The organism is Thiohalorhabdus sp., assembly GCF_046545655.1.
Taxonomy (GTDB): Bacteria; Pseudomonadota; Gammaproteobacteria; order Thiohalorhabdales; family Thiohalorhabdaceae; genus Thiohalorhabdus.
In genome coordinates this window covers 49,400-67,272 of record NZ_JBKGZG010000006.1, presented here as the reverse complement: position 1 = coordinate 67,272, position 17,873 = coordinate 49,400, and the positions used below count along the sequence as shown (strand labels likewise).

General features: G+C 69.8%; 15 protein-coding genes. 14 read left to right on the top strand and 1 reads right to left on the bottom strand.

Features of this window, described 5'->3' with window-relative positions:
• The first annotated feature begins 20 nt into the window (after positions 1 to 20).
• From lysA to proB, 6 genes are all read left to right on the top strand, one after another.
• Positions 21 to 1,283, top strand: coding sequence for a diaminopimelate decarboxylase (gene lysA / locus ACLFRB_RS02795; protein ID WP_411067476.1), 1,263 nt, complete (start codon positions 21 to 23; stop codon positions 1,281 to 1,283).
• The gene (dapF, locus tag ACLFRB_RS02790; RefSeq protein WP_411067474.1) at positions 1,280 to 2,158 is read left to right on the top strand and encodes a diaminopimelate epimerase; all 879 of its coding nucleotides are present in this window, start codon (positions 1,280 to 1,282) and stop codon (positions 2,156 to 2,158) included. The genes lysA and dapF overlap by 4 nt, the downstream gene beginning before the upstream one ends.
• 70 nt (positions 2,159 to 2,228) lie before the next feature.
• Positions 2,229 to 2,540 (top strand): 50S ribosomal protein L21, encoded by a 312-nt coding sequence (rplU, locus tag ACLFRB_RS02785; protein WP_411067473.1) that lies wholly within the window; start codon positions 2,229 to 2,231, stop codon positions 2,538 to 2,540.
• Positions 2,541 to 2,583: 43 nt separating this feature from the next.
• A complete protein-coding gene (gene rpmA / locus ACLFRB_RS02780) occupies positions 2,584 to 2,841 on the top strand; it encodes a 50S ribosomal protein L27 (RefSeq protein WP_411067472.1) in 258 nt (85 codons plus the stop codon).
• A gap of 131 nt (positions 2,842 to 2,972) precedes the next feature.
• On the top strand, positions 2,973 to 3,992 hold the full coding sequence (cgtA, locus tag ACLFRB_RS02775; RefSeq protein ID WP_411067471.1) for an Obg family GTPase CgtA: 1,020 nt from the start codon (positions 2,973 to 2,975) through the stop codon (positions 3,990 to 3,992).
• Positions 3,973 to 5,103, top strand: a complete 1,131-nt coding sequence (gene proB, locus ACLFRB_RS02770) for a glutamate 5-kinase (RefSeq protein WP_411067470.1) — start codon at positions 3,973 to 3,975, stop codon at positions 5,101 to 5,103. Before cgtA ends, proB begins: the two co-directional genes overlap by 20 nt.
• A 169-nt stretch (positions 5,104 to 5,272) precedes the next feature.
• Here the strand turns inward: proB and rpsT are convergent, their stop codons facing one another.
• A complete protein-coding gene (gene rpsT / locus ACLFRB_RS02765) occupies positions 5,273 to 5,536 on the bottom strand; it encodes a 30S ribosomal protein S20 (RefSeq protein ID WP_411067469.1) in 264 nt (87 codons plus the stop codon).
• A 142-nt stretch (positions 5,537 to 5,678) separates the two neighbouring features.
• On the opposite strand from rpsT, the gene murJ reads away from it, so the two are divergent.
• The 8 genes from murJ (at position 5,679) to ACLFRB_RS02725 (ending at position 17,868) form a co-directional block, all read left to right on the top strand.
• Complete coding sequence (murJ, locus tag ACLFRB_RS02760) at positions 5,679 to 7,253, top strand: murein biosynthesis integral membrane protein MurJ (RefSeq protein WP_411067468.1); 1,575 nt, start codon at positions 5,679 to 5,681, stop codon at positions 7,251 to 7,253.
• 101 nt (positions 7,254 to 7,354) lie between these two features.
• Positions 7,355 to 8,290, top strand: a complete 936-nt coding sequence (ribF, locus tag ACLFRB_RS02755) for a bifunctional riboflavin kinase/FAD synthetase (protein ID WP_411067467.1) — start codon at positions 7,355 to 7,357, stop codon at positions 8,288 to 8,290.
• 135 nt (positions 8,291 to 8,425) lie between these two features.
• Positions 8,426 to 11,236, top strand: coding sequence for an isoleucine--tRNA ligase (ileS, locus tag ACLFRB_RS02750; protein ID WP_411067466.1), 2,811 nt, complete (start codon positions 8,426 to 8,428; stop codon positions 11,234 to 11,236).
• 134 nt (positions 11,237 to 11,370) lie between these two features.
• Complete coding sequence (gene lspA / locus ACLFRB_RS02745) at positions 11,371 to 11,859, top strand: signal peptidase II (RefSeq protein ID WP_411067465.1); 489 nt, start codon at positions 11,371 to 11,373, stop codon at positions 11,857 to 11,859.
• Positions 11,860 to 11,902: 43 nt separating this feature from the next.
• A complete protein-coding gene (ispH, locus tag ACLFRB_RS02740) occupies positions 11,903 to 12,847 on the top strand; it encodes a 4-hydroxy-3-methylbut-2-enyl diphosphate reductase (RefSeq protein WP_411067464.1) in 945 nt (314 codons plus the stop codon).
• A gap of 141 nt (positions 12,848 to 12,988) precedes the next feature.
• On the top strand, positions 12,989 to 13,294 hold the full coding sequence (locus tag ACLFRB_RS02735) for a hypothetical protein (RefSeq protein ID WP_411067463.1): 306 nt from the start codon (positions 12,989 to 12,991) through the stop codon (positions 13,292 to 13,294).
• Positions 13,291 to 17,268: a pilus assembly protein gene (locus tag ACLFRB_RS02730; protein ID WP_411067462.1), complete on the top strand. Its 3,978-nt coding sequence runs from the start codon at positions 13,291 to 13,293 to the stop codon at positions 17,266 to 17,268. The genes ACLFRB_RS02735 and ACLFRB_RS02730 overlap by 4 nt, the downstream gene beginning before the upstream one ends.
• Positions 17,269 to 17,868 carry a prepilin-type N-terminal cleavage/methylation domain-containing protein gene (locus ACLFRB_RS02725; protein WP_411067461.1) on the top strand — a complete coding sequence of 200 codons (600 nt, stop codon included), beginning with the start codon at positions 17,269 to 17,271 and terminating at the stop codon, positions 17,866 to 17,868.
• The last annotated feature ends 5 nt before the right edge of the window (positions 17,869 to 17,873 follow it).

The following is a 17,873-nucleotide window of genomic DNA, read 5'->3' as shown; positions in this document are numbered from 1 at the left end:
GACTGAATCCGGAGCCCCCCGTGCACCATTTCCACTACCGGGACGGCGTGCTGCATGCCGAGGACGTGCCCCTGCCCGCCATCGCCGAGGCGGTGGGCACGCCGTTCTACTGCTATTCCGCGGCCACCCTGCGCCACCACTTCCGGGTGTTCCGCGAGCCCTTCGCCCACCGCGACCACCTCATCGCCTTCTCCGCCAAGGCCAATTCCAACCTGGCGGTGCTGCACCTGCTCGGCCGCGAGGGCAGCGGCCTGGACATCGTCTCCCGCGGCGAGATGGCGCGGGGCCTGGCCGCCGGCATCCCGGCGGAGCGCATGGTGTTCTCCGGGGTGGGCAAGCGCCGCGACGAGCTGGAGGCGGCCCTCGACGCCGGGATCCTGGCCTTCAACGTGGAGTCCATTGGCGAGCTGGAATTGCTCGACGCGGTGGCGTCCGCTCGCGGCCAGCGGGCCCCGGTGAGCCTGCGGGTCAACCCGGACGTGGACCCGCTCACCCATCCCTACATCGCCACCGGCCTGCGTGCCACCAAGTTCGGCGTGCCCATCGGCGAGGCCCGCGACCTGTACAACCGTGCCGCGGCCATGCCGGGCATCGAGGTGGTGGGGGTGGACTGCCACATCGGCTCCCAGCTCACCTCCGTGGCCCCCTTCGTGGAGGCCCTGCAGCGGCTCCAGGCCCTCATGACCGCCCTGGCCGAGGACGGCCACGCCATCCACCACCTGGACCTGGGCGGCGGCCTGGGCATCTCCTATCTGGACGAGGCGCCGCCGCACCCGGAGGACTTCGGTCGCGCCATCAACGATCAGCTCGGCGACTGGCCGGGCAAGCTCATCTTCGAGCCGGGGCGGGTGATCGCCGGCAACGCCGGGGTGTTCGTCTCGGCGGTGCTCTACACCAAGGACCAGCCCGAGAAGCGCTTCGCCGTGGTGGACGGCGCCATGAACGACCTCATGCGCCCGGCCCTGTACGGCGCGGAGCAGGAGATCCGCCCGGTGCGGGAGGGCGGCGGGGACACCGAGGCGGTGGACGTGGTGGGCCCCATCTGCGAGTCCGGCGATTTCCTGGGCAAGGACCGCGCGCTGCCGCGGCTCGGCCAGGGGGACCTGCTGGCGGTGATGAGCGCCGGCGCCTACGGCGCCACCATGGCCTCCAACTACAACACCCGGCCGCGCGCCCCGGAGGTGCTGGTGAGCGGCGACCGCTTCGAGGTGGTGCGCCGGCGCGAGACCATCGAGGAGCTCTACGCGGCCGAATCCATTCCCGCGGAGGGATGGTTCGCTTGAACCTCGAATTCGCCAAGATGCACGGCCTGGGCAACGACTTCGTCGTCTTCGACGGCGTGCGCCAGACCGTGGACCTGACCCCCGAGCGCATCCGCGCCCTCGCCGACCGGCGCTTCGGCGTCGGCTGCGACCAGGTGCTGGTGCTCGAGCCCGCCGAGCGCGCCGGGGTGGACTTCGCCTACCGCATCTACAACGCCGATGGCGGCGAGGTGGAGCAGTGCGGCAACGGCGCCCGCTGCGTGGCGGCCTTCGCCCGGGAGGCGGGGCTCACGGACAAGGACCGCCTGCGGCTGACCACCCTGGGCGGCGAGATCGCCCCCGCGGTGCTGGCCGACGGCCGGGTCACGGTGGACATGGGGGTACCGCGCCTGGACGGCGCGGAGATCCCGCTCAGCGAGCCCGGGGAGTGGGTCCGTGCGCCGCTGGCGGTGGAGGGGGAGGAGCACCGCATCACCGCCGTCTCCGTCGGCAACCCCCACTGCGTCCTGGAGGTGCCCGATGCGGAGGCGGCCCCCCTGGAGGCCCTGGGTCCGGCCCTGGAGCACCATCCCCTGTTCCCCAACCGGGCCAACGTGGAATTCGTGGCGGTGGAAGCCGCGGACCGGCTGCGGGTGCGGGTCTGGGAGCGGGGCGCCGGCGTGACGCTGGCCTGCGGCACCGGCGCCTGTGCGGCGGTGGTGGCGGCGCGGCTGTGGGACCGGGTGGACGAGGCGGTGACCGTACGCCTGGATGGCGGGGAGCTGGCCGTCCGCTGGGCCGGGCGCGGGGAGCCGGTGTGGATGACCGGCCCCGCGGTCACCGTGTTCCGGGGGCGGCTGACCCGCTGGCCCGACCCCCGTCCGGTCACGGCGGGGCGGGGCCCCGGGCCTTTTTGACTTCCGGGCCGGAACCGCCGTATAATCTTCCGCTTTCGCGAGAGATGTCATCGGCACGGAGAGACGGTCAATGTTCGCGGTCATCGAGACGGGTGGGAAACAGTACAAGGTCAAGCAGGGCGACACCATTCGGGTGGAGAAGCTGGATGGCGAGCCGGGCAACGATGTCACGATCGACCGCGTGCTGATGGTGGCGGACGGCGGCGACGTGAAGGTGGGCCGTCCCGTGGTGGACGGCGGCAGCGTCAAGGCCACCATCAAGGAGCACGGCCGCGGCGAGAAGATCCGCATCTTCAAGAAGAAGCGGCGCAAGGGCTACACCAAGCGCCAGGGCCACCGGCAGGACTACACCGAGCTGGAGATCACCGGCATCCAGGCCTAGCGGCCCCCGGCGGTGACGCCTAGAGCAAAACGGAGTGTGAGGCATGGCACATAAGAAGGCTGGCGGTAGTACCCGCAACGGTCGCGATTCCGAGTCAAAGCGCCTGGGCGTGAAGCGCTCCGGCGGCCAGGCGGTGAAGGCCGGCAACATCCTCGTCCGGCAGCGCGGCACCCGGTTCCATCCCGGCGCCAACGTGGGTCGCGGCAACGACGACACCCTGTTTGCCAAGGCCGACGGCCGCGTGGTGTTCGAGCGCAAGGGCCCGAAGCAGCGCAAGTACGTGAGCGTCGTTAACCACTAGGCGCTCCCGGCCCGCAACGGGACCCCGGCGGCCCCGCCACCGATCGGCCCAAGGCCGGGTACGGTGGCGGGGCCGCCGTCGTTGGGGCCCGTGGCCCCAATCGCCATCCCTCGCCCACGGGGAGCCTTCCCATGCATTTCGTCGATGAAGCCCGCATCCGCGTCCAGGCGGGAGACGGCGGCCACGGCGTGGTCCACTTCCGGCGGGAGAAGTACGTGCCCAAGGGCGGCCCCGACGGCGGCGACGGCGGCGACGGCGGCAATGTGGTGCTGGTGGGCGACGAGTCCCTGGCGACCCTGGTGGATTTCCGCTACCAGAAGAGCTACCGGGCGGAGCGCGGCACCGACGGCGCGGGGCAGCAGCGCACGGGGCGCTCGGGGGAGGACTGCGTGCTCCCCGTGCCGGTGGGCACCCAGGTCTTCAACGAGGAGACCGGGGAGCTGGTGGGCGACATCGTCGCCGACGGGCAGCACCTGGTGGTGGCCCGCGGCGGTCGCGGGGGGCTGGGCAACGTCCACTTCAAGAGCAGCACCAACCGGACGCCCCGGCAGAGCACCGAGGGCAAGCCCGGGGAGGGCTACGCCCTGCGTCTGGAGCTGCGGCTTCTGGCCCACGTGGGGTTGGTGGGCCTGCCCAACGCCGGCAAATCCTCCCTGGTGCGGGCCGTCTCCGCGGCCCGGCCGCGGGTGGCCGACTACCCCTTCACCACCCTCCAGCCGGTGCTCGGCGTGGTGCGCGTGGACCCCGAGCGCAGCTTCGTCATGGCGGATATCCCGGGCCTCATCGAGGGAGCCGCGGAGGGCGCGGGACTGGGCACCCGCTTCCTGCGCCAGCTCGCCCGCAACAAGCTGCTGCTGCACGTGGTGGACATCGCCCCGCCCGACGGCAGCGAACCCGCCGCCAACGTGCGCCGGGTGGAGGCGGAGCTGGAGAAGTACGACCCCGAGCTGCTGGGCCGGCAGCGCTGGCTGGTGGCCAACAAGATGGACCTGGTGCCGGAATCCGACCGCCAGGACTGGCTCGACCTGCTGGCGGAGGAGCTGGATTGGACCGGGCCGGTCTACGGGGTCTCGGCGGAGGCGGGTATCGGCCTGCGCCGGCTTACCACGGACATCATGAGCGAGCTGGAACGTGAATCCGAACCGGAGTGAGCGGCAGCGCAGCGCCCGGCGGTGGGTGGTCAAGGTGGGCAGCAGCCTCCTGACCCGGCCGGGGGGCGGGCTGGCCCTGGAGGTCATCGCCGACTGGGTGCGGCAGCTGGCGGAGCTGGCGGGCCGGGAGGTGGAGCCCATCCTGGTGAGCTCCGGGGCCGTGGCCGCCGGCATGGGCCGGCTCGGCTGGAGGGAGCGGCCCACCGCCATCCACGACCTGCAGGCGGCCGCCGCGGTGGGGCAGAGCGGGCTGGTGGAGGCCTACGAGGAGCGCTTCACCGCTCACGGCCTCCTGAGCGCCCAGGTGCTCCTCACCCACGACGACCTCTCCGATCGCCGGCGCTACCTCAACGCCCGCAACACCCTCCGCACCCTCCTGGAGCTGGGGGTGGTGCCCATCGTCAACGAGAACGACACGGTGGTCACCGAGGAGATCCGGTTCGGCGACAACGACACTTTGGCGGCCCTGGTGGCCAACCTGGTGGAAGCGGACCTGTTGGTGATCCTCACCGACTCGGAGGGGGTTTTCCAGGCCGACCCGCGGGTGGATCCGCACGCCGTCCTGATTCGGGAGGGCGAGGCCGGGGATCCGGTCCTCCTCCAGGTGGCCGGAGGGGCCGGCAGCGCCGTGGGTACCGGGGGCATGCGCACCAAGATCCTGGCGGCCCAGCGCGCCGCCCGCTCGGGCACCGGAACCGTGATCGCCTCGGGTTACGAGGAGGACGGCCTCCTCCGGCTGCGGCAGGGGGAGGCCCTTGGGACCTACCTGCATCCGGGACGGGACGCCCTCACGGCGCGCAAACAGTGGCTCGCCAATCAGCTCCAGGTTCACGGGCGGCTCCATGTGGACGCGGGCGCGGCCCGGGTTATCCGGGAGGAGGGCCGATCGCTGCTGCCCGTGGGGGTCACGGCGGTGGACGGGGAGTTTCGGCGTGGCGAGGTGGTGTCCTGCCTGGACCCCGAGGGACGGGAGGTGTGCCGGGGGCTGGTGAACTACCCGGCCCACGAGGTACGCCGGATCCAGGGCCTGCCCACGGGGCGCGTCGCCGAGGTGCTCGGCTACCTGGACACGGAGGAGCTCATCCACCGCGACGACCTGGCGATCCTGTAATCCCGGCGGGAAGGGGCGCTACGGTCCGTATGGCGGAGGCGACGAGGTGTCCGTCCCGGACGGATGACGGTTCGGGGAAGCCCTGGCGAAAAGGCAGGAAGGGGAGTGCTGCACTCCGCGCACCCGGGCCCCGCCCGCGGTGGAACGGGGCCCGGAGGCGGGGGCGAGGCTAGGAGAGCTGCTGCACCTTGCGGGTCAGCCGGCTGACCGTGCGGGCCGCGGTGTTGCGGTGAATGGCGCCCTTGCTGGCCACGTGGTCGACGATGGAGACGGCCGGTTCCAGGGCGCTCTCGGCGGCCTGCTTGTCGCCTTCGGCCACGGCCTTCTCGACCTTCTTGATGGCCGTGCGCATGCGGCTCTTGTGGTGCTTGTTGCGCAGCCGGCGCTCTTCGTTCTGGCGCACGCGCTTGCGGGCTTGGGGCGTATTGGCCACGCTCGCTTCCTCCTATTCGGGCCTTCGCAGTCGACTGGATCTGGACTCGTGCTTTCCCCGGGCTCGGGGAAACGCGTATTATCCCCTGCCTTGCGCCCCGGTGTCAAAACCCGGAACTGGATACCCCCCGGAGAACGAGTCCTTGGCCGGCCTTTTCCGCTCCACCGCCACCATCAGCGCCATGACCCTGATCTCCCGGATCCTGGGCTTCGTCCGGGACATGGTGCTGGCCCGGGTATTCGGGGCGGGGATGGCCACCGACGCCTTCTTCGTCGCCTTCAAGCTGCCCAATTTCTTCCGGCGCATGTTCGGGGAAGGGGCCTTCGCCACCGCCTTCGTGCCGGTGTTCACGGAATACCGGGAGCAGCGCAGTGGGGAGGAGCTGCAAGGGCTGCTGGCGGCGGTGTCCGGGGTGCTGGCCGTGGTGGTGGCGGCGGTCACCCTGCTTGGTATGGCGGCGGCGCCCCTGCTGGTGTGGGGGCTGGCGCCGGGGTTCGGCGACGAGCCGGAGAAGATGGCCCTCACCGCCGACCTGCTGCGCATCACCTTCCCCTACCTGTTCCTTATCTCCCTGGTGGCCCTGGCCGGCGGGGTGCTGAACACCTTCGGGCGCTTCGCCGCGCCCGCCTTCACGCCGGTCCTGCTCAACGTGGCCTTGATCCTGGCGGCGGGGGTTGCCGCGCCCTACTTCGAGGTCCCCATTGCGGCCTTGGCCTGGGGGGTGCTGGCCGGGGGCGTGCTGCAGCTGGGCTTCCAGTGGCCCTTCCTGCGCCGCCTCGGCATGGCGGTGCGGCCCCGTTTCCGGCCGGGCCACCCCGGTGTGTGGCGCATCGCGCGGCTGATGGGGCCGAGCATGCTGTCGGTGAGCGTGGCGCAGATCAGTGTGCTCATCGACACCATCCTCGCCTCGCTGCTGGCGGGGGGCAGCGTCTCCTACCTCTATTACGCCGACCGGCTGGTGCAGTTCCCCCTGGGCCTGTTCGGCATCGCCCTGGGCACGGCCATCCTGCCCACCCTGTCCCGGCTGGTGAGCCAGGGGCGGGATGCGGACTACGGCGTGACCCTCGACCGGGCGCTGCGCATGATCCTCACCATCGGCGCCCCGGCCACCGCAGGGCTGGTGCTGCTGGGCTACCCCATCCTGGCCACCCTGTTCCAGTATGGGGAGTTCGACGCATCGGCCACCGCCGCCACCTACTGGGCCCTGGCCGCCTATGCGCTGGGCCTGATGGCCTTCATCGGGGTGAAGGTGCTGGCGCCGGCCTTCTATTCCCGGCAGGATACGCGCACCCCGGTGCGGATCGCGGTGGTGGCCTTGTTGGCCAACATCGTCCTGAATCTCGCCCTGATCGGGCCCCTGGCCCATGCCGGGCTGGCCTTGGCCACCAGCCTGGCCTCCTTTCTCAATGCGGGATTGCTGCTGCGCACGCTGCTGGCGCGCGGCCTGTACCGGCCCCAGCCGGGCTGGCCGGTGCACCTCGCCAAGGTGGCTCTGGCAGTGGGGGTCATGCTGGCTGCGGGCTGGTGGGCCGCGCCGCCACCGGAGGCCTGGGACCAGGCGGGGGCAGGGGGGCGGGCCCTGGACCTGACCTGGGCGGTGGGCCTCGCTGGGGTCGTCTACCTGGCCTCCGCCTGGCTGCTGGATGTGGAGGAGGTGCGCCGGGCGCCGCGCTGGCTGGTGGGCCGCCTCCTGGGGGGCCGCCCCGGGAGCCGCTAGGCCCCCGGAGCCTTCCGGGGGCGGCGGTTTGTTAGGCTTGACCGAGAGTCCCCTGAATCCTCATGCCGGTTGGGCAACCGGTCTGGGCAAAAGGCCGGAGCATGGAGCTGATCCGCGGTATCCAGAACCTCAAGTCCCGCCACCGGGGCTGCGTGGCCACCATCGGCAACTTCGACGGGGTGCACCGGGGCCACGCGCGCCTGCTGGAACGGGCCCGGGAGCGGGCCGACGGCCTCGGCCTGCCCACCTGCGTGGTCACCTTCGAGCCCCATTCCAAGGAGTTCTTCGCGCCGGAACGGGCGCCGGCCCGCCTCACCGACCTGCGCGGCAAGGTGAACGCCCTTCGCGACCACGGCGTCGACCGCGTGCTGGTCCTGCCCTTCAACCGGTCCCTGGCCTCCCTGGAGCCGGAGACCTTCGTCCGGCGCATCCTGGTGGAGGGGCTGGGGGTGCGGCATGTGGTGGTGGGCCACGACTTCGTCTTCGGGCAGGGGGCGCGGGGGTCCATCGAGGACCTGCGCAGGATCGGCGAGCAGCGGGGCTTCGCCGCGGAGGAGGTGGCGGAGTACCGCGAGGACGGCCTGGCGGTGGGCTCCACGGCGATCCGCGAGGCCCTGGAGGCGGGCGATCTGGACCGGGCGGAGCGACTGCTGGGCCGGCCCTACAGCCTGTGCGGGCGGGTGGTGGCCGGGGACCGCATCGGCCGCGAGCTGGGCTTCCCCACCCTGAATCTCCATCTGCACCACCGGCGCCTGCCGGTGGCCGGGGTCTTCGCCGGCCGCGTGCACGGGGCCGGGCTTGATGGTCACCCGGCGGCGGTGAACGTGGGCACGCGGCCCGCGGTGAAGGGGGTGGACGTGCGCGTGGAGGCCCATCTGCTGGATTTTACGGGGGATCTCTACGGTGCCCGGGTGGAGCTGGTCTTCGAGCGGCGCCTGCGGGAGGAGCGGGATTTCCCCGGCCTGGAGGCGCTCCGGGAGCAGATCGCCGCCGACGTGCGCCGGGCCCGCGAGCATTTCGGCCGGCCCGCGGGGTAGGCGCGACGCATTTCCCCGGTTAAGTGATACCATTTGTGCCTTTCGGTCCGGCCGGGTCCCGGGCGCCTTCCAACGCCCGCGGGCGCCGGCCCGGGCCGCGCCATTCCATTTTCGCCTCCGAGCCCGGCAGCGACCATGAGCTACAAAGACACGCTGAACCTCCCCAAGACCGAATTCCCCATGCGGGCCGGCCTGCCCAAGCGGGAGCCGGAGCAGCTCGCCCGCTGGGAGGCCAACGACACCTACCGCAAGGTCCGCGAGGCGGCCCGGGGCCGGCCCAAGTTCATCCTCCACGACGGCCCGCCCTACGCCAACGGCCACATCCACATCGGCCACGCGGTGAACAAGGTCCTCAAGGATTTCATCTGCAAGTCCCGCCACCTGGCGGGCTTCGATGCCCCCTACGTGCCGGGCTGGGACTGCCACGGCCTGCCCATCGAGCAGAAGGTGGAGGAGCAGCTGGCCGAGGCCGGGGAAGAGGTGACGGCCGCCGAGTTCCGGCGCCGCTGCCGGGACTACGCCCAGACCTACATCGACGTGCAGCGGGAGGAGTTCAAGCGCCTCGGCGTGGCCGGCGAGTGGGAGGCCCCCTACGTCACCATGGACTACGCCTACGAGGCGCAGATCGTCCGCGAGCTGGGCAAGGTGCTGGAGGCGGGCAACATCTACCGCGGCGCCAAGCCGGTGCACTGGTGCGTGCAGTGCGGCTCCGCCCTGGCGGAGGCGGAGGTGGAGTACCACGACCGCACCGACCCGGCCATCGACGTGGCCTTCCCGGTGGCGGAGGGCCTGGAGGCGGCCTGCCCGGGCGCCGGCGAGGACGTGGCGGCGGTGATCTGGACCACCACTCCCTGGACCCTGCCCGCCAACCGGGCCGTGGCCGTGCATCCCGACCTGGAGTACGCGGTCATCGAGGGCAACGGCCGCCGCTACCTGGTGGCCCAGGAGCTGGCCGGTGACGTCGCCGCGCGCTGGGGCCTCGGCGAGCCGGTGGTGGTGGCCCGCTGCCGGGGCCGCGACCTGGAGGGGGTGCGCCTGCGCCACCCCTTCCTGGAGGATCGCGTGGTGCCGGTGGTCCTGGGCGAGCACGTCACCATCGAGGCGGGCACCGGCTGCGTGCACACCGCCCCGGGTCACGGCCAGGACGACTACCAGGTAGGGCTGCGCTACGACCTGCCGGTGGACACCCGGGTGGACGAGGCGGGCCGCTTCAAGGAGGACACCCCCCACTTCGCCGGCCGGGAGGCCCTCAAGGCCAACAAGGACGTGGTGGCCCTGCTGGAGGAGCGGGGCACGCTGGTCCACCAGGAGGACCTGGCCCACAGCTATCCCCACTGCTGGCGGCACAAGACCCCGGTGCTGTTCCGCGCCACGCCGCAGTGGTTCATCAGCCTCGCCGAGAACGACCTGCGCGGCAAGGCGCTGGCCGCCATCGGCGAGACCGAGTGGATCCCGGCCAGCGGCGAGCACCGCATCCACGGCATGGTGGCCAACCGTCCCGACTGGTGCATCAGCCGCCAGCGGCTGTGGGGCGTGCCGCTGACCCTGGTGGCCTGCGACGCCTGCGGCGCGCCGGTGGAGGACCCCGCCGTCATGGAGGCGGTGGCGCGGGCCGTGGAAGAGCGCGGTGTCGATGCCTGGTTCGACATGGACCCATCCGAGGTGGTCAGCGGCGACCGCACCTGCGCCCACTGCGGCGGCGGCAGCTTCCACAAGGTGGAGGACATCCTCGACGTCTGGTTCGACTCCGGGGTCTCTCACGCCGCCGTGCTGGAGAAGCGCGATGACCTGCAGGCCCCCGCCGACCTCTACCTGGAGGGCTCGGACCAGCACCGCGGCTGGTTCCAGTCGTCGCTGATCGAGTCGGTTCTGACCCGCGGCCGGGCGCCGTACAAGGGGGTGCTCACCCACGGCTTCACCGTGGACGCCGAGGGCAAGAAGATGTCCAAGTCGGCGGGCAACGTGATCGCCCCGCAGGACGTCATGGAGCGCCTCGGCGCCGACATCCTGCGGCTGTGGGTCTCCGCCCAGGACTACAGCGGCGACATCCGCATCTCCGACGAGATCCTCGACCAACTGGCCGGGGCCTACCGCCGCATCCGCAACACCGGCCGCTTCCTCCTCGGCAACCTGGCCGGCTTCGAGCCGGAGCGCGACGCTTTAGCCCCGGACGAGCTGCTGGAGATGGACCGCTGGATCCTCGCGGAGGCCGCGGAGGTTCAGCGCGAGGTGGCGCGGGCCTACGAGGAATACGCCTTCCACCGGGTGTATAGCCGGGTGCACCAGTTCTGCGCCGAGACCCTGTCCTCCTTCTACCTGGACATCCTCAAGGACCGGCTCTACACCATGCCCGCGGAGTCGCGCGGGCGACGCTCGGCGCAGACCGCCATGCATCACGTGCTGGAGGCCCTGGTGCGCTGGCTGGCCCCGGTGCTCTCCTTCACCGCCGAGGAGATCTGGCGCCACATGGCCGGGGAGCGCGGCGAAAGCGTGCTGCTGGAGACCTACTACGAGCTGCCCGGGGTAGCCGATGCCGAAGCTTTGCGCGAGCGCTGGGCGCGGCTGCGCGCGGTGCGCGCCGCGGTGGACGGCGTGCTGGAGCCCATGCGCGCCGACAAGACCATCGGCTCCGCCCTGGACGCCGAGGTGGAGCTGTACGCCGACGGCGAGCTGCGGGAGCTGCTGGAGGCCTACGCCTCGGAGCTGCGCTTCATGCTGCTTACCTCGGAGGCCCGGCTCCACCCTGCCGGTGAGGCCCCGGCCGACGCGGTGGCGGCCGAGGAGCCGGAGGGCCTGCGGGTCCTGGCCCGGGTCAGCGAGGCGCCCAAGTGCGGGCGCTGCTGGCACCGCCGCGAGTCGGTGGGCAGCCACGCCGAGCACCCCGAGCTGTGCGACCGCTGCGTGACCAACGTGGAGGGCGCGGGGGAGCGGCGGGAGGCCATCTAGTACGGCTTTGAGGCCCGTCTATTCCGGGCGCTTCCTCCTCGGTGGGCCCGCCCAGCGGTGGGCGCGGAACGCTCCTACCGGGTCGGCAAACCACCGGCTTTCCTTGGCAGGTAATCGAACCGAGAGGTGGCTGCATGGCTTGGCCCTGGCTCCTGGCGGGTGTCATTCTGGTGGCCGACCAGGTGACCAAATATTTCGTGCAGGGGGCACTCGCCCCCGGGGAGGGCATCGTCCTGGTCCCCGAGCTCCTGAACCTGGTGCACGCCCATAACCGCGGCGTGGCCTTCGGGATGCTCTCCGGCCTCGGGGGGTGGCAGGTGCCGTTGCTGGCGGCGGTGACCGGCGTGGTGATCGTCGTCCTGGCGGTGTGGCTGCGCCGCCTGGGACGGTCCGAGGGCTGGACGCGCTTGGCACTGGGCCTGATCATCGGCGGGGCGCTGGGCAACCTGATCGATCGCATCCGGCTGGGCTATGTGGTGGACTTCATCGATGTCCACTGGAAGGAGGTCTACCACTACCCGGCCTTCAACGTCGCCGACTCGGCCATCACCGTGGGGGCCGTGGTCCTGGTGGGGGTGCTGATCCGCGAGGAGCGCGGTGCCCGCCGGGATCGGGCCGGCTGATTCCGTTTGCCATTGGAGGCTTCGCCTCCGAGGAGATAGATCCATGGAAATCCTGCTCGCCAATCCGCGCGGCTTCTGTGCCGGGGTGGACCGTGCCATCGAGATCGTGGAGCGGGCCCTGGAGGGCTTCGGCGCGCCCATCTACGTGCGCCACGAGGTGGTCCACAATCGGCAGGTGGTGGACGACCTGCGGGAGAAGGGCGCGGTATTCGTGGAGGAGGTGGACGAGATCCCGGCAGGCGCCACCGCCGTATTCAGCGCCCACGGGGTGTCCCAGGAGGTGCGCGAGCGGGCCAAGGCGCGGAACCTGCGGGTGTTCGACGCCACTTGCCCGCTGGTGACCAAGGTGCACATCGAGGTGGTCCGTCACCACAAGGAGGGCCGCGAGGTGGTCCTCATCGGCCACGCCAACCACCCCGAGGTGGAGGGCACCATGGGCCAGGTGGAGGGCGGCATCCACCTCATTGCCACCGAGGAGGAGGTGGCCGATTTGGAGGTGGCCGATCCGGACAACCTGGCCTATGTCACCCAGACCACCCTGTCCGTGGACGACACGGTGGGGGTGGTCCGGGCCCTGCAGGCGCGCTTCCCCAACATTGCCGGGCCGCGCAGCGACGACATCTGCTACGCCACCCAGAACCGCCAGGACGCTGTGAAGAAGCTGGCCGAGCGGGCCGAGCTGATCCTGGTGGTGGGGGCGCCCAACAGCTCCAACTCCAACCGCCTGGTGGAGGTGGCCTCCCGGCTGGGCGTCCCCGGACACCTTGTGCAGAACGCCGACGAGGTGGATCCGATCTGGCTCGAAGATTGCAAGCGGGTGGGCGTGACCGCGGGTGCGTCCGCCCCGGAGATGCTCGTGCAGGGCGTGGTGGATCGCCTCCGGGAGCTGGGCGGGGAGGAGCCGATCAGCCTGGAAGGGCCCGAGGAAGGGGTGCACTTCCAGGTCCCCCTCGAGCTCCGGAAAAAGGGGCAGACCGAACCTCTGTAGAGCGTTTCCTGTCCAACAGAATACGTCTCTAGCGACAGATCACGGCTTTTCTCTGCCAGGGCTCCTCCTGCGGTCGATCCTGTCCGGAACTACGGGTATGCTGTAGCCGGATATTCCGATGCGGACCGAAGGGGGAGCTTCTTGCGTCCGACCATCCTTTTTTCCTTCCTGGCCCTCATGCTTCTTTGGCCGGCCTGGGCCGTAGCCCAGACGGTGACCGGCCGGGTCCAGGAGCGCGGCGACGAGCACATCGTGGTGGGCGGGACCCACTTCCTGGTGGACGACCGGACCAAGGTCTTCTTCTCCCCCCGTCCCGATGCGGAGCCCAGCCCCTACCGCCCCCGCTACCTGGAGGACGTCTACCGCGTGCGCGTCAACGGGGTGGGCCGCCGGGCCGCCAAGATCGTCATCCTTCCCTTCGGCTACGAGCTGGGAGAGCGCCGATGAACTTCCCCGTCCGCGCATTCACCGTCCTCGCCCTGCTGGCCCTGTGCGCCGGTCCCGTGGGGGCCGCCGAACGGGACAACTATTGCTACGACAATCCCGCCATCGCCTCCGATCTGAAGCCCAACATCGTGGTGCTGCTCGACACCTCGGAGAGCATGAAGCGGGCCGCCTACGCCGACTACGGTTCCTGTCCGGCGGACAACAAGTACGACTTCTGGGGCTGCTACAGGGACGACGAGCTGGTCAACTCCTACGATTCCAATCAGAAGTATCCCGGCTACGCCGACAACGACTACTGGTACAAGCAGGGGGACAAGGGCTGGGAGGTGGTCGAGAAATGTACGGACAGCGGCCACTGCGACCCCGAAGAGCCCTACTGGCGGGATCACCTCGGCCCGGACAACGACGACAACACCGGGGCCACCACCTGGTATTCGGGCAACTTCCTGAACTTCCTGCTCATGCCCCGCATGGACATGGCGAGGGTGGTTTTAGTCGGAGGCAAGGGTGCCTCCCGGCAAAAGGACACCAATAAGTACGAAACAGAGCACGGCGAGGTCTTCGAGCCTCCCGAATCCGAGGAGCGGACCGGCGTACTGCACGAGGTGGAAACCGACGCCCGCTGGGGGGTTGCCAGCACCAACAAGCAGGACGGCGCCTCCATCGACGAGCCCATCAACAACGACAACCTGACCAATGTGATAAGCGAGGTGCAGAACTGGTCCGCGGGCGGCGACGCCCCCCTGGCGGAGGCGCTGTGGACCGTGGCCGGGTATTACGCCCAGGAGACCGAGGCCAGTGCCATGCCCGGGGACATTTCCGGCGACGGCCCCGAGTACAACAACGGGGACATCCCCACCACGGACAACAAGGATCCCTTCAACTACGACGGCGAATACCCCGAGTGCGCCAACTCCTACGTGCTGCTGATCTCCGACGGCATGCCCAACGCCGACGACAATCTGCCCGATGACCTGACCGCGTACGGGGCCGAGGACCTGGATTACGATCTCGCGGACGACAATTGGGAAACCGGGGATTACGGCCTGGACAACGTGGCCTACTACATGTGGGCCAACGATTTCCGGCCGGAAATGGACGGCAACCAGACCATCCAGACCTTCCCGGTCTACGCGTTCGGCGACAATGAGGACGCCAAGACGATCATGCAGAATTCCGCCGTTAACGGCGCCTTCGAGGATCTGGCGGACAGCGACGGCGAGAAGGACGAGCTCCCGACCTACGTGGAAGGGGACTGCGACCTGGATCCCGATACCAACAACAAGGAAGGGGTTAACTGCGAGGAGTGGGACGAGAACCTCGACGACAGCCCCGACGCCTACTTCCAGGCGGGCAAGGGCACCAACCTGGAGAACCAGATCCGCAAGGCCATCAACGCCATCCTGGAGCGGGTCTCCACCGGCTCCACGGTGGCCACCATCTCCACCCAGACCCGAAGCGGCGGCGTTCTGCTCCAGGCCTACTACCAGCCGCAGAAGACGGTCATCGACCCGGAGGGGGACACCTACAACCTGTCCTGGCGGGGCCACCTGCGCACCCTGTGGACGGACCCCGCGGGGAACGTCCGGGACGACAACAGCCAGGACGATGAGCTGATCCTGGACGACGACCACATCCTGAGCTTCGAGTACGACTCGGAGGGCCGGGAGGTGGAGGTGGTCCACTATCCGGACGATGGCGAGATCGACGGCTCCGAGGCCAAGGACAACATCCCCGACACCTGCGCGGATCCATCGGATAGCTCCCAGGTGACCAAGACCACGAACACCGAGGTGCCGCCGGTGTGGGAGGCGGGGGTGCAGCTGGAGCAGCGTCCGCCCGGCACCGTCAACGACGGGGTGAGCACCAGCTCCCGGGAGATCTACTACAACGACGGCGACCCCGACGACCCGTCCGACGATTATCTACGGGATCTCGATGTGGACTCGGAGGTGGCGGACATCCTTGGGCCCTATTGGCAGGCCGATGACTCCGACTTGGTCCCCTCCGAGCTGATCAAGTTCATCCGGGGCCTGGACAATCCCGATGGAAACACGGAGGACTACCGGGTCCGCCAGGCCGACGACCTGACGGCAACGGACTACGGCGAGGACTCCGGCGAGGACGTGTGGAAGCTGGGGGCCATCATCACCTCCACGCCGCGGGTGCTGCGGCCGGGTCCGGTGTCCAGCTACGCCAACGAAGGGGCAATCGGTTACACCGACTACTACACCTCCGAAGACGTCGAGGATCGGGAACCGATGGTATTCGTCGGCGCCAACGACGGCATGCTGCACGCCTTCTACTCCGGCTCTGTTGAGGGTGCTTCCGACGACGAGGACGTGACGGCCACCCTGGAGGAGGACGGCGGCGCCTCGGCCAAGGAGGCTTGGGGCTTCATCCCGCAGAACGCGCTGCCGTACCTGCGCTGGTACGGGGAAATGGACGCCGAGTGCAACATCCCCACGGTGGACTACCGCTTCCAGCTTGTGGACGCGGCGGTCGCCGGCGAGGCGAGCGATTCCATGGACAACGCGGACGCCTGGCGGACCCTGCTGGTGGGAACCATGGGCTTCGGCGGCCAGGCCATCGAGTGCGATGACGTGGACGGGGACGACGATGCCGATACCCTCAGCTCGTCGGTCTTCGTGCTGGACGTGACCGACCCGGAGGAGCCCGAGCTCCTGTGGGAGCGCAACCTCCAAGACAGCTCCCTCACCCTGAGCACTCCGGCGGTGGTGCGCCGGGGCGATACGAGCACCCAAGGGGACTGGTACCTGGTCCTGGGCAGCGGCCCCCTGGATCCCGAGGCCGAGAGCTTCGTGGATACCCCGCAGCTCTATACCTTCAACCTCCGCTCGGGCGAGCTTGCCCGCACCATCGACCTGACGGATTCGGGAAATTTCCAGGACGACAATCCCGCCGCCAGTTCTGCGGCGGTGGGCGAGCCCCTGCCTTTCGACCCGGATCAGGACAACCTGACCGACGCGGTCTATGTCGGCACCTACGCCGGGCCGGAGGAGGAGAAGGGCCGCCTCTACCGCCTCCATCTGGATGATGAGGTGGAGGAATGGGACCTGACCCTGGCGGCCCAGGTCGGCTCCTCCACCGGCCGGCCCTTCTTCGCCGCGCCGGGGGGCGCCCTGGACCCGGATGGCGACCTGTGGATCTACGGGGGCACGGGCCGGTTCTTCAGCGAGAGCGACCAGACGGACGACCTCAGCCAGTACTTCTTCGGCTTTGTGGACCAGTGCTGGGGTGATGGTTCCGGCAGCGAGGAGGGGGACATCTACGGCGGGGAGAACTGCGCCGGCACGGTCACGGTGCTCGACGATCTGGCCGAGATGGACGACGTGGAGGTCCGGGCGGAGCCGGTTTCCTACGAATGCCGCTGCGGAAGCAGCTTCTTCCAGACCGCGAGCGACGGCGACTCCACCGAGTGCCCCGACAACTCGGAGCTGGTGGTCAAGGAAGCCGAGGCGGTGGAGTACAGCGGCTGCCCCTGGGCGGAGGATTGCGGTACCAACGACCCCTCCGAATTGCGAAACGAGGTGAAGGACCGGGGCGGCTGGTACTGGGAGCTCGCCGAGGGCGAGCGGATCTTCAGCCAGCCCGCGGTTCTCTCCGGCCTGGTGAACGCCGCCGGCTTCACTCCCGCGAGCGACATCTGCACGCCGGGAGGCGAAACTGTCTCCTACGCGGTGGACTACCGCACCGGAACGGCCCCGCCCAAGCCGACGTTCCTGAGCGCCGGGGGAACCTCGGAGAACGAGGACAGCGACAAGGTCACCATCGAGTCCGGGGTGGAGCTGGGCGAGGGTGTGCCGCCGGTGGGCGAGAGCTACGCCGGCTCCGCCGGCGGCCGGGAAGGCGAGATCAACACCCATACCCAGCCCAGCACCGGCGAGATCAAGCAGCTCAGGCAGCAGGTGGAGCAGCTGGAAAAGGGCATCCTCTACCGGCAGGAGCAGTAGGTGCACGGGCAGCGCGGGTTTACCCTGATCGAGCTCCTGGTGGCGCTGGCCATTATCGCCATCCTGGCGGCCATCGCCTGGCCGAGCTATACGGCCTGGCAGCAGCGGGAGGGCCTGACGGAGGGCACCATGTACCTCAAGTCGGCGCTGTCCGCGGCCCGCGCCCGCAGCATCCAGAGCGGCCTGACCTGCGGCTGCCCACCCGGCGTGGCGGAGGCAGGAGATTGCGATGCTTCCGCGGTATCAGGGGAATGCACGAGCCGGCTGTTCGGGGTGGAGCTGGACACAGCGGAAAACCGGGTCCGTCTGGTGCGCCTCTGCGACGACGACGGGGAGATCTGCCAGGGGGAAACCGCCACCGGGGCCAAGGCGGAAGACAACACGTCCGAGGAATGGCATCAGGAATTCAGCCGCTACGTGAGCGTGAACGAAACGAAGACCACCTTGGACGACGCGATCTTCTTTAACAAGGCGGGCCGGGTATCCGGAAACGCCGGCTCCGTTTTCCTGGAGGCGGGCGGCCAGGAGCGCTGCGTGGTGGTGTCCGATTCGGGCCGGATCCGCGAGGGGGTGCCGGATGGCTCCGGAAGCTGCGACTAAAGGGG

Bases quoted from the DNA above. Each gene is read 5' to 3' on its own strand.
- rplU (WP_411067473.1), top strand. From the start codon at position 2,229: ATGTTCGCGGTCATCGAGACGGGTGGGAAACAGTACAAGGTCAAGCAG.
- rpmA (WP_411067472.1), top strand. From the start codon at position 2,584: ATGGCACATAAGAAGGCTGGCGGTAGTACCCGCAACGGTCGCGATTCC.
- cgtA (WP_411067471.1), top strand. From the start codon at position 2,973: ATGCATTTCGTCGATGAAGCCCGCATCCGCGTCCAGGCGGGAGACGGC.
- ribF (WP_411067467.1), top strand. From the start codon at position 7,355: ATGGAGCTGATCCGCGGTATCCAGAACCTCAAGTCCCGCCACCGGGGC.
- ileS (WP_411067466.1), top strand. From the start codon at position 8,426: ATGAGCTACAAAGACACGCTGAACCTCCCCAAGACCGAATTCCCCATG.
- lspA (WP_411067465.1), top strand. From the start codon at position 11,371: ATGGCTTGGCCCTGGCTCCTGGCGGGTGTCATTCTGGTGGCCGACCAG.
- ispH (WP_411067464.1), top strand. From the start codon at position 11,903: ATGGAAATCCTGCTCGCCAATCCGCGCGGCTTCTGTGCCGGGGTGGAC.
- ACLFRB_RS02730 (WP_411067462.1), top strand. From the start codon at position 13,291: ATGAACTTCCCCGTCCGCGCATTCACCGTCCTCGCCCTGCTGGCCCTG.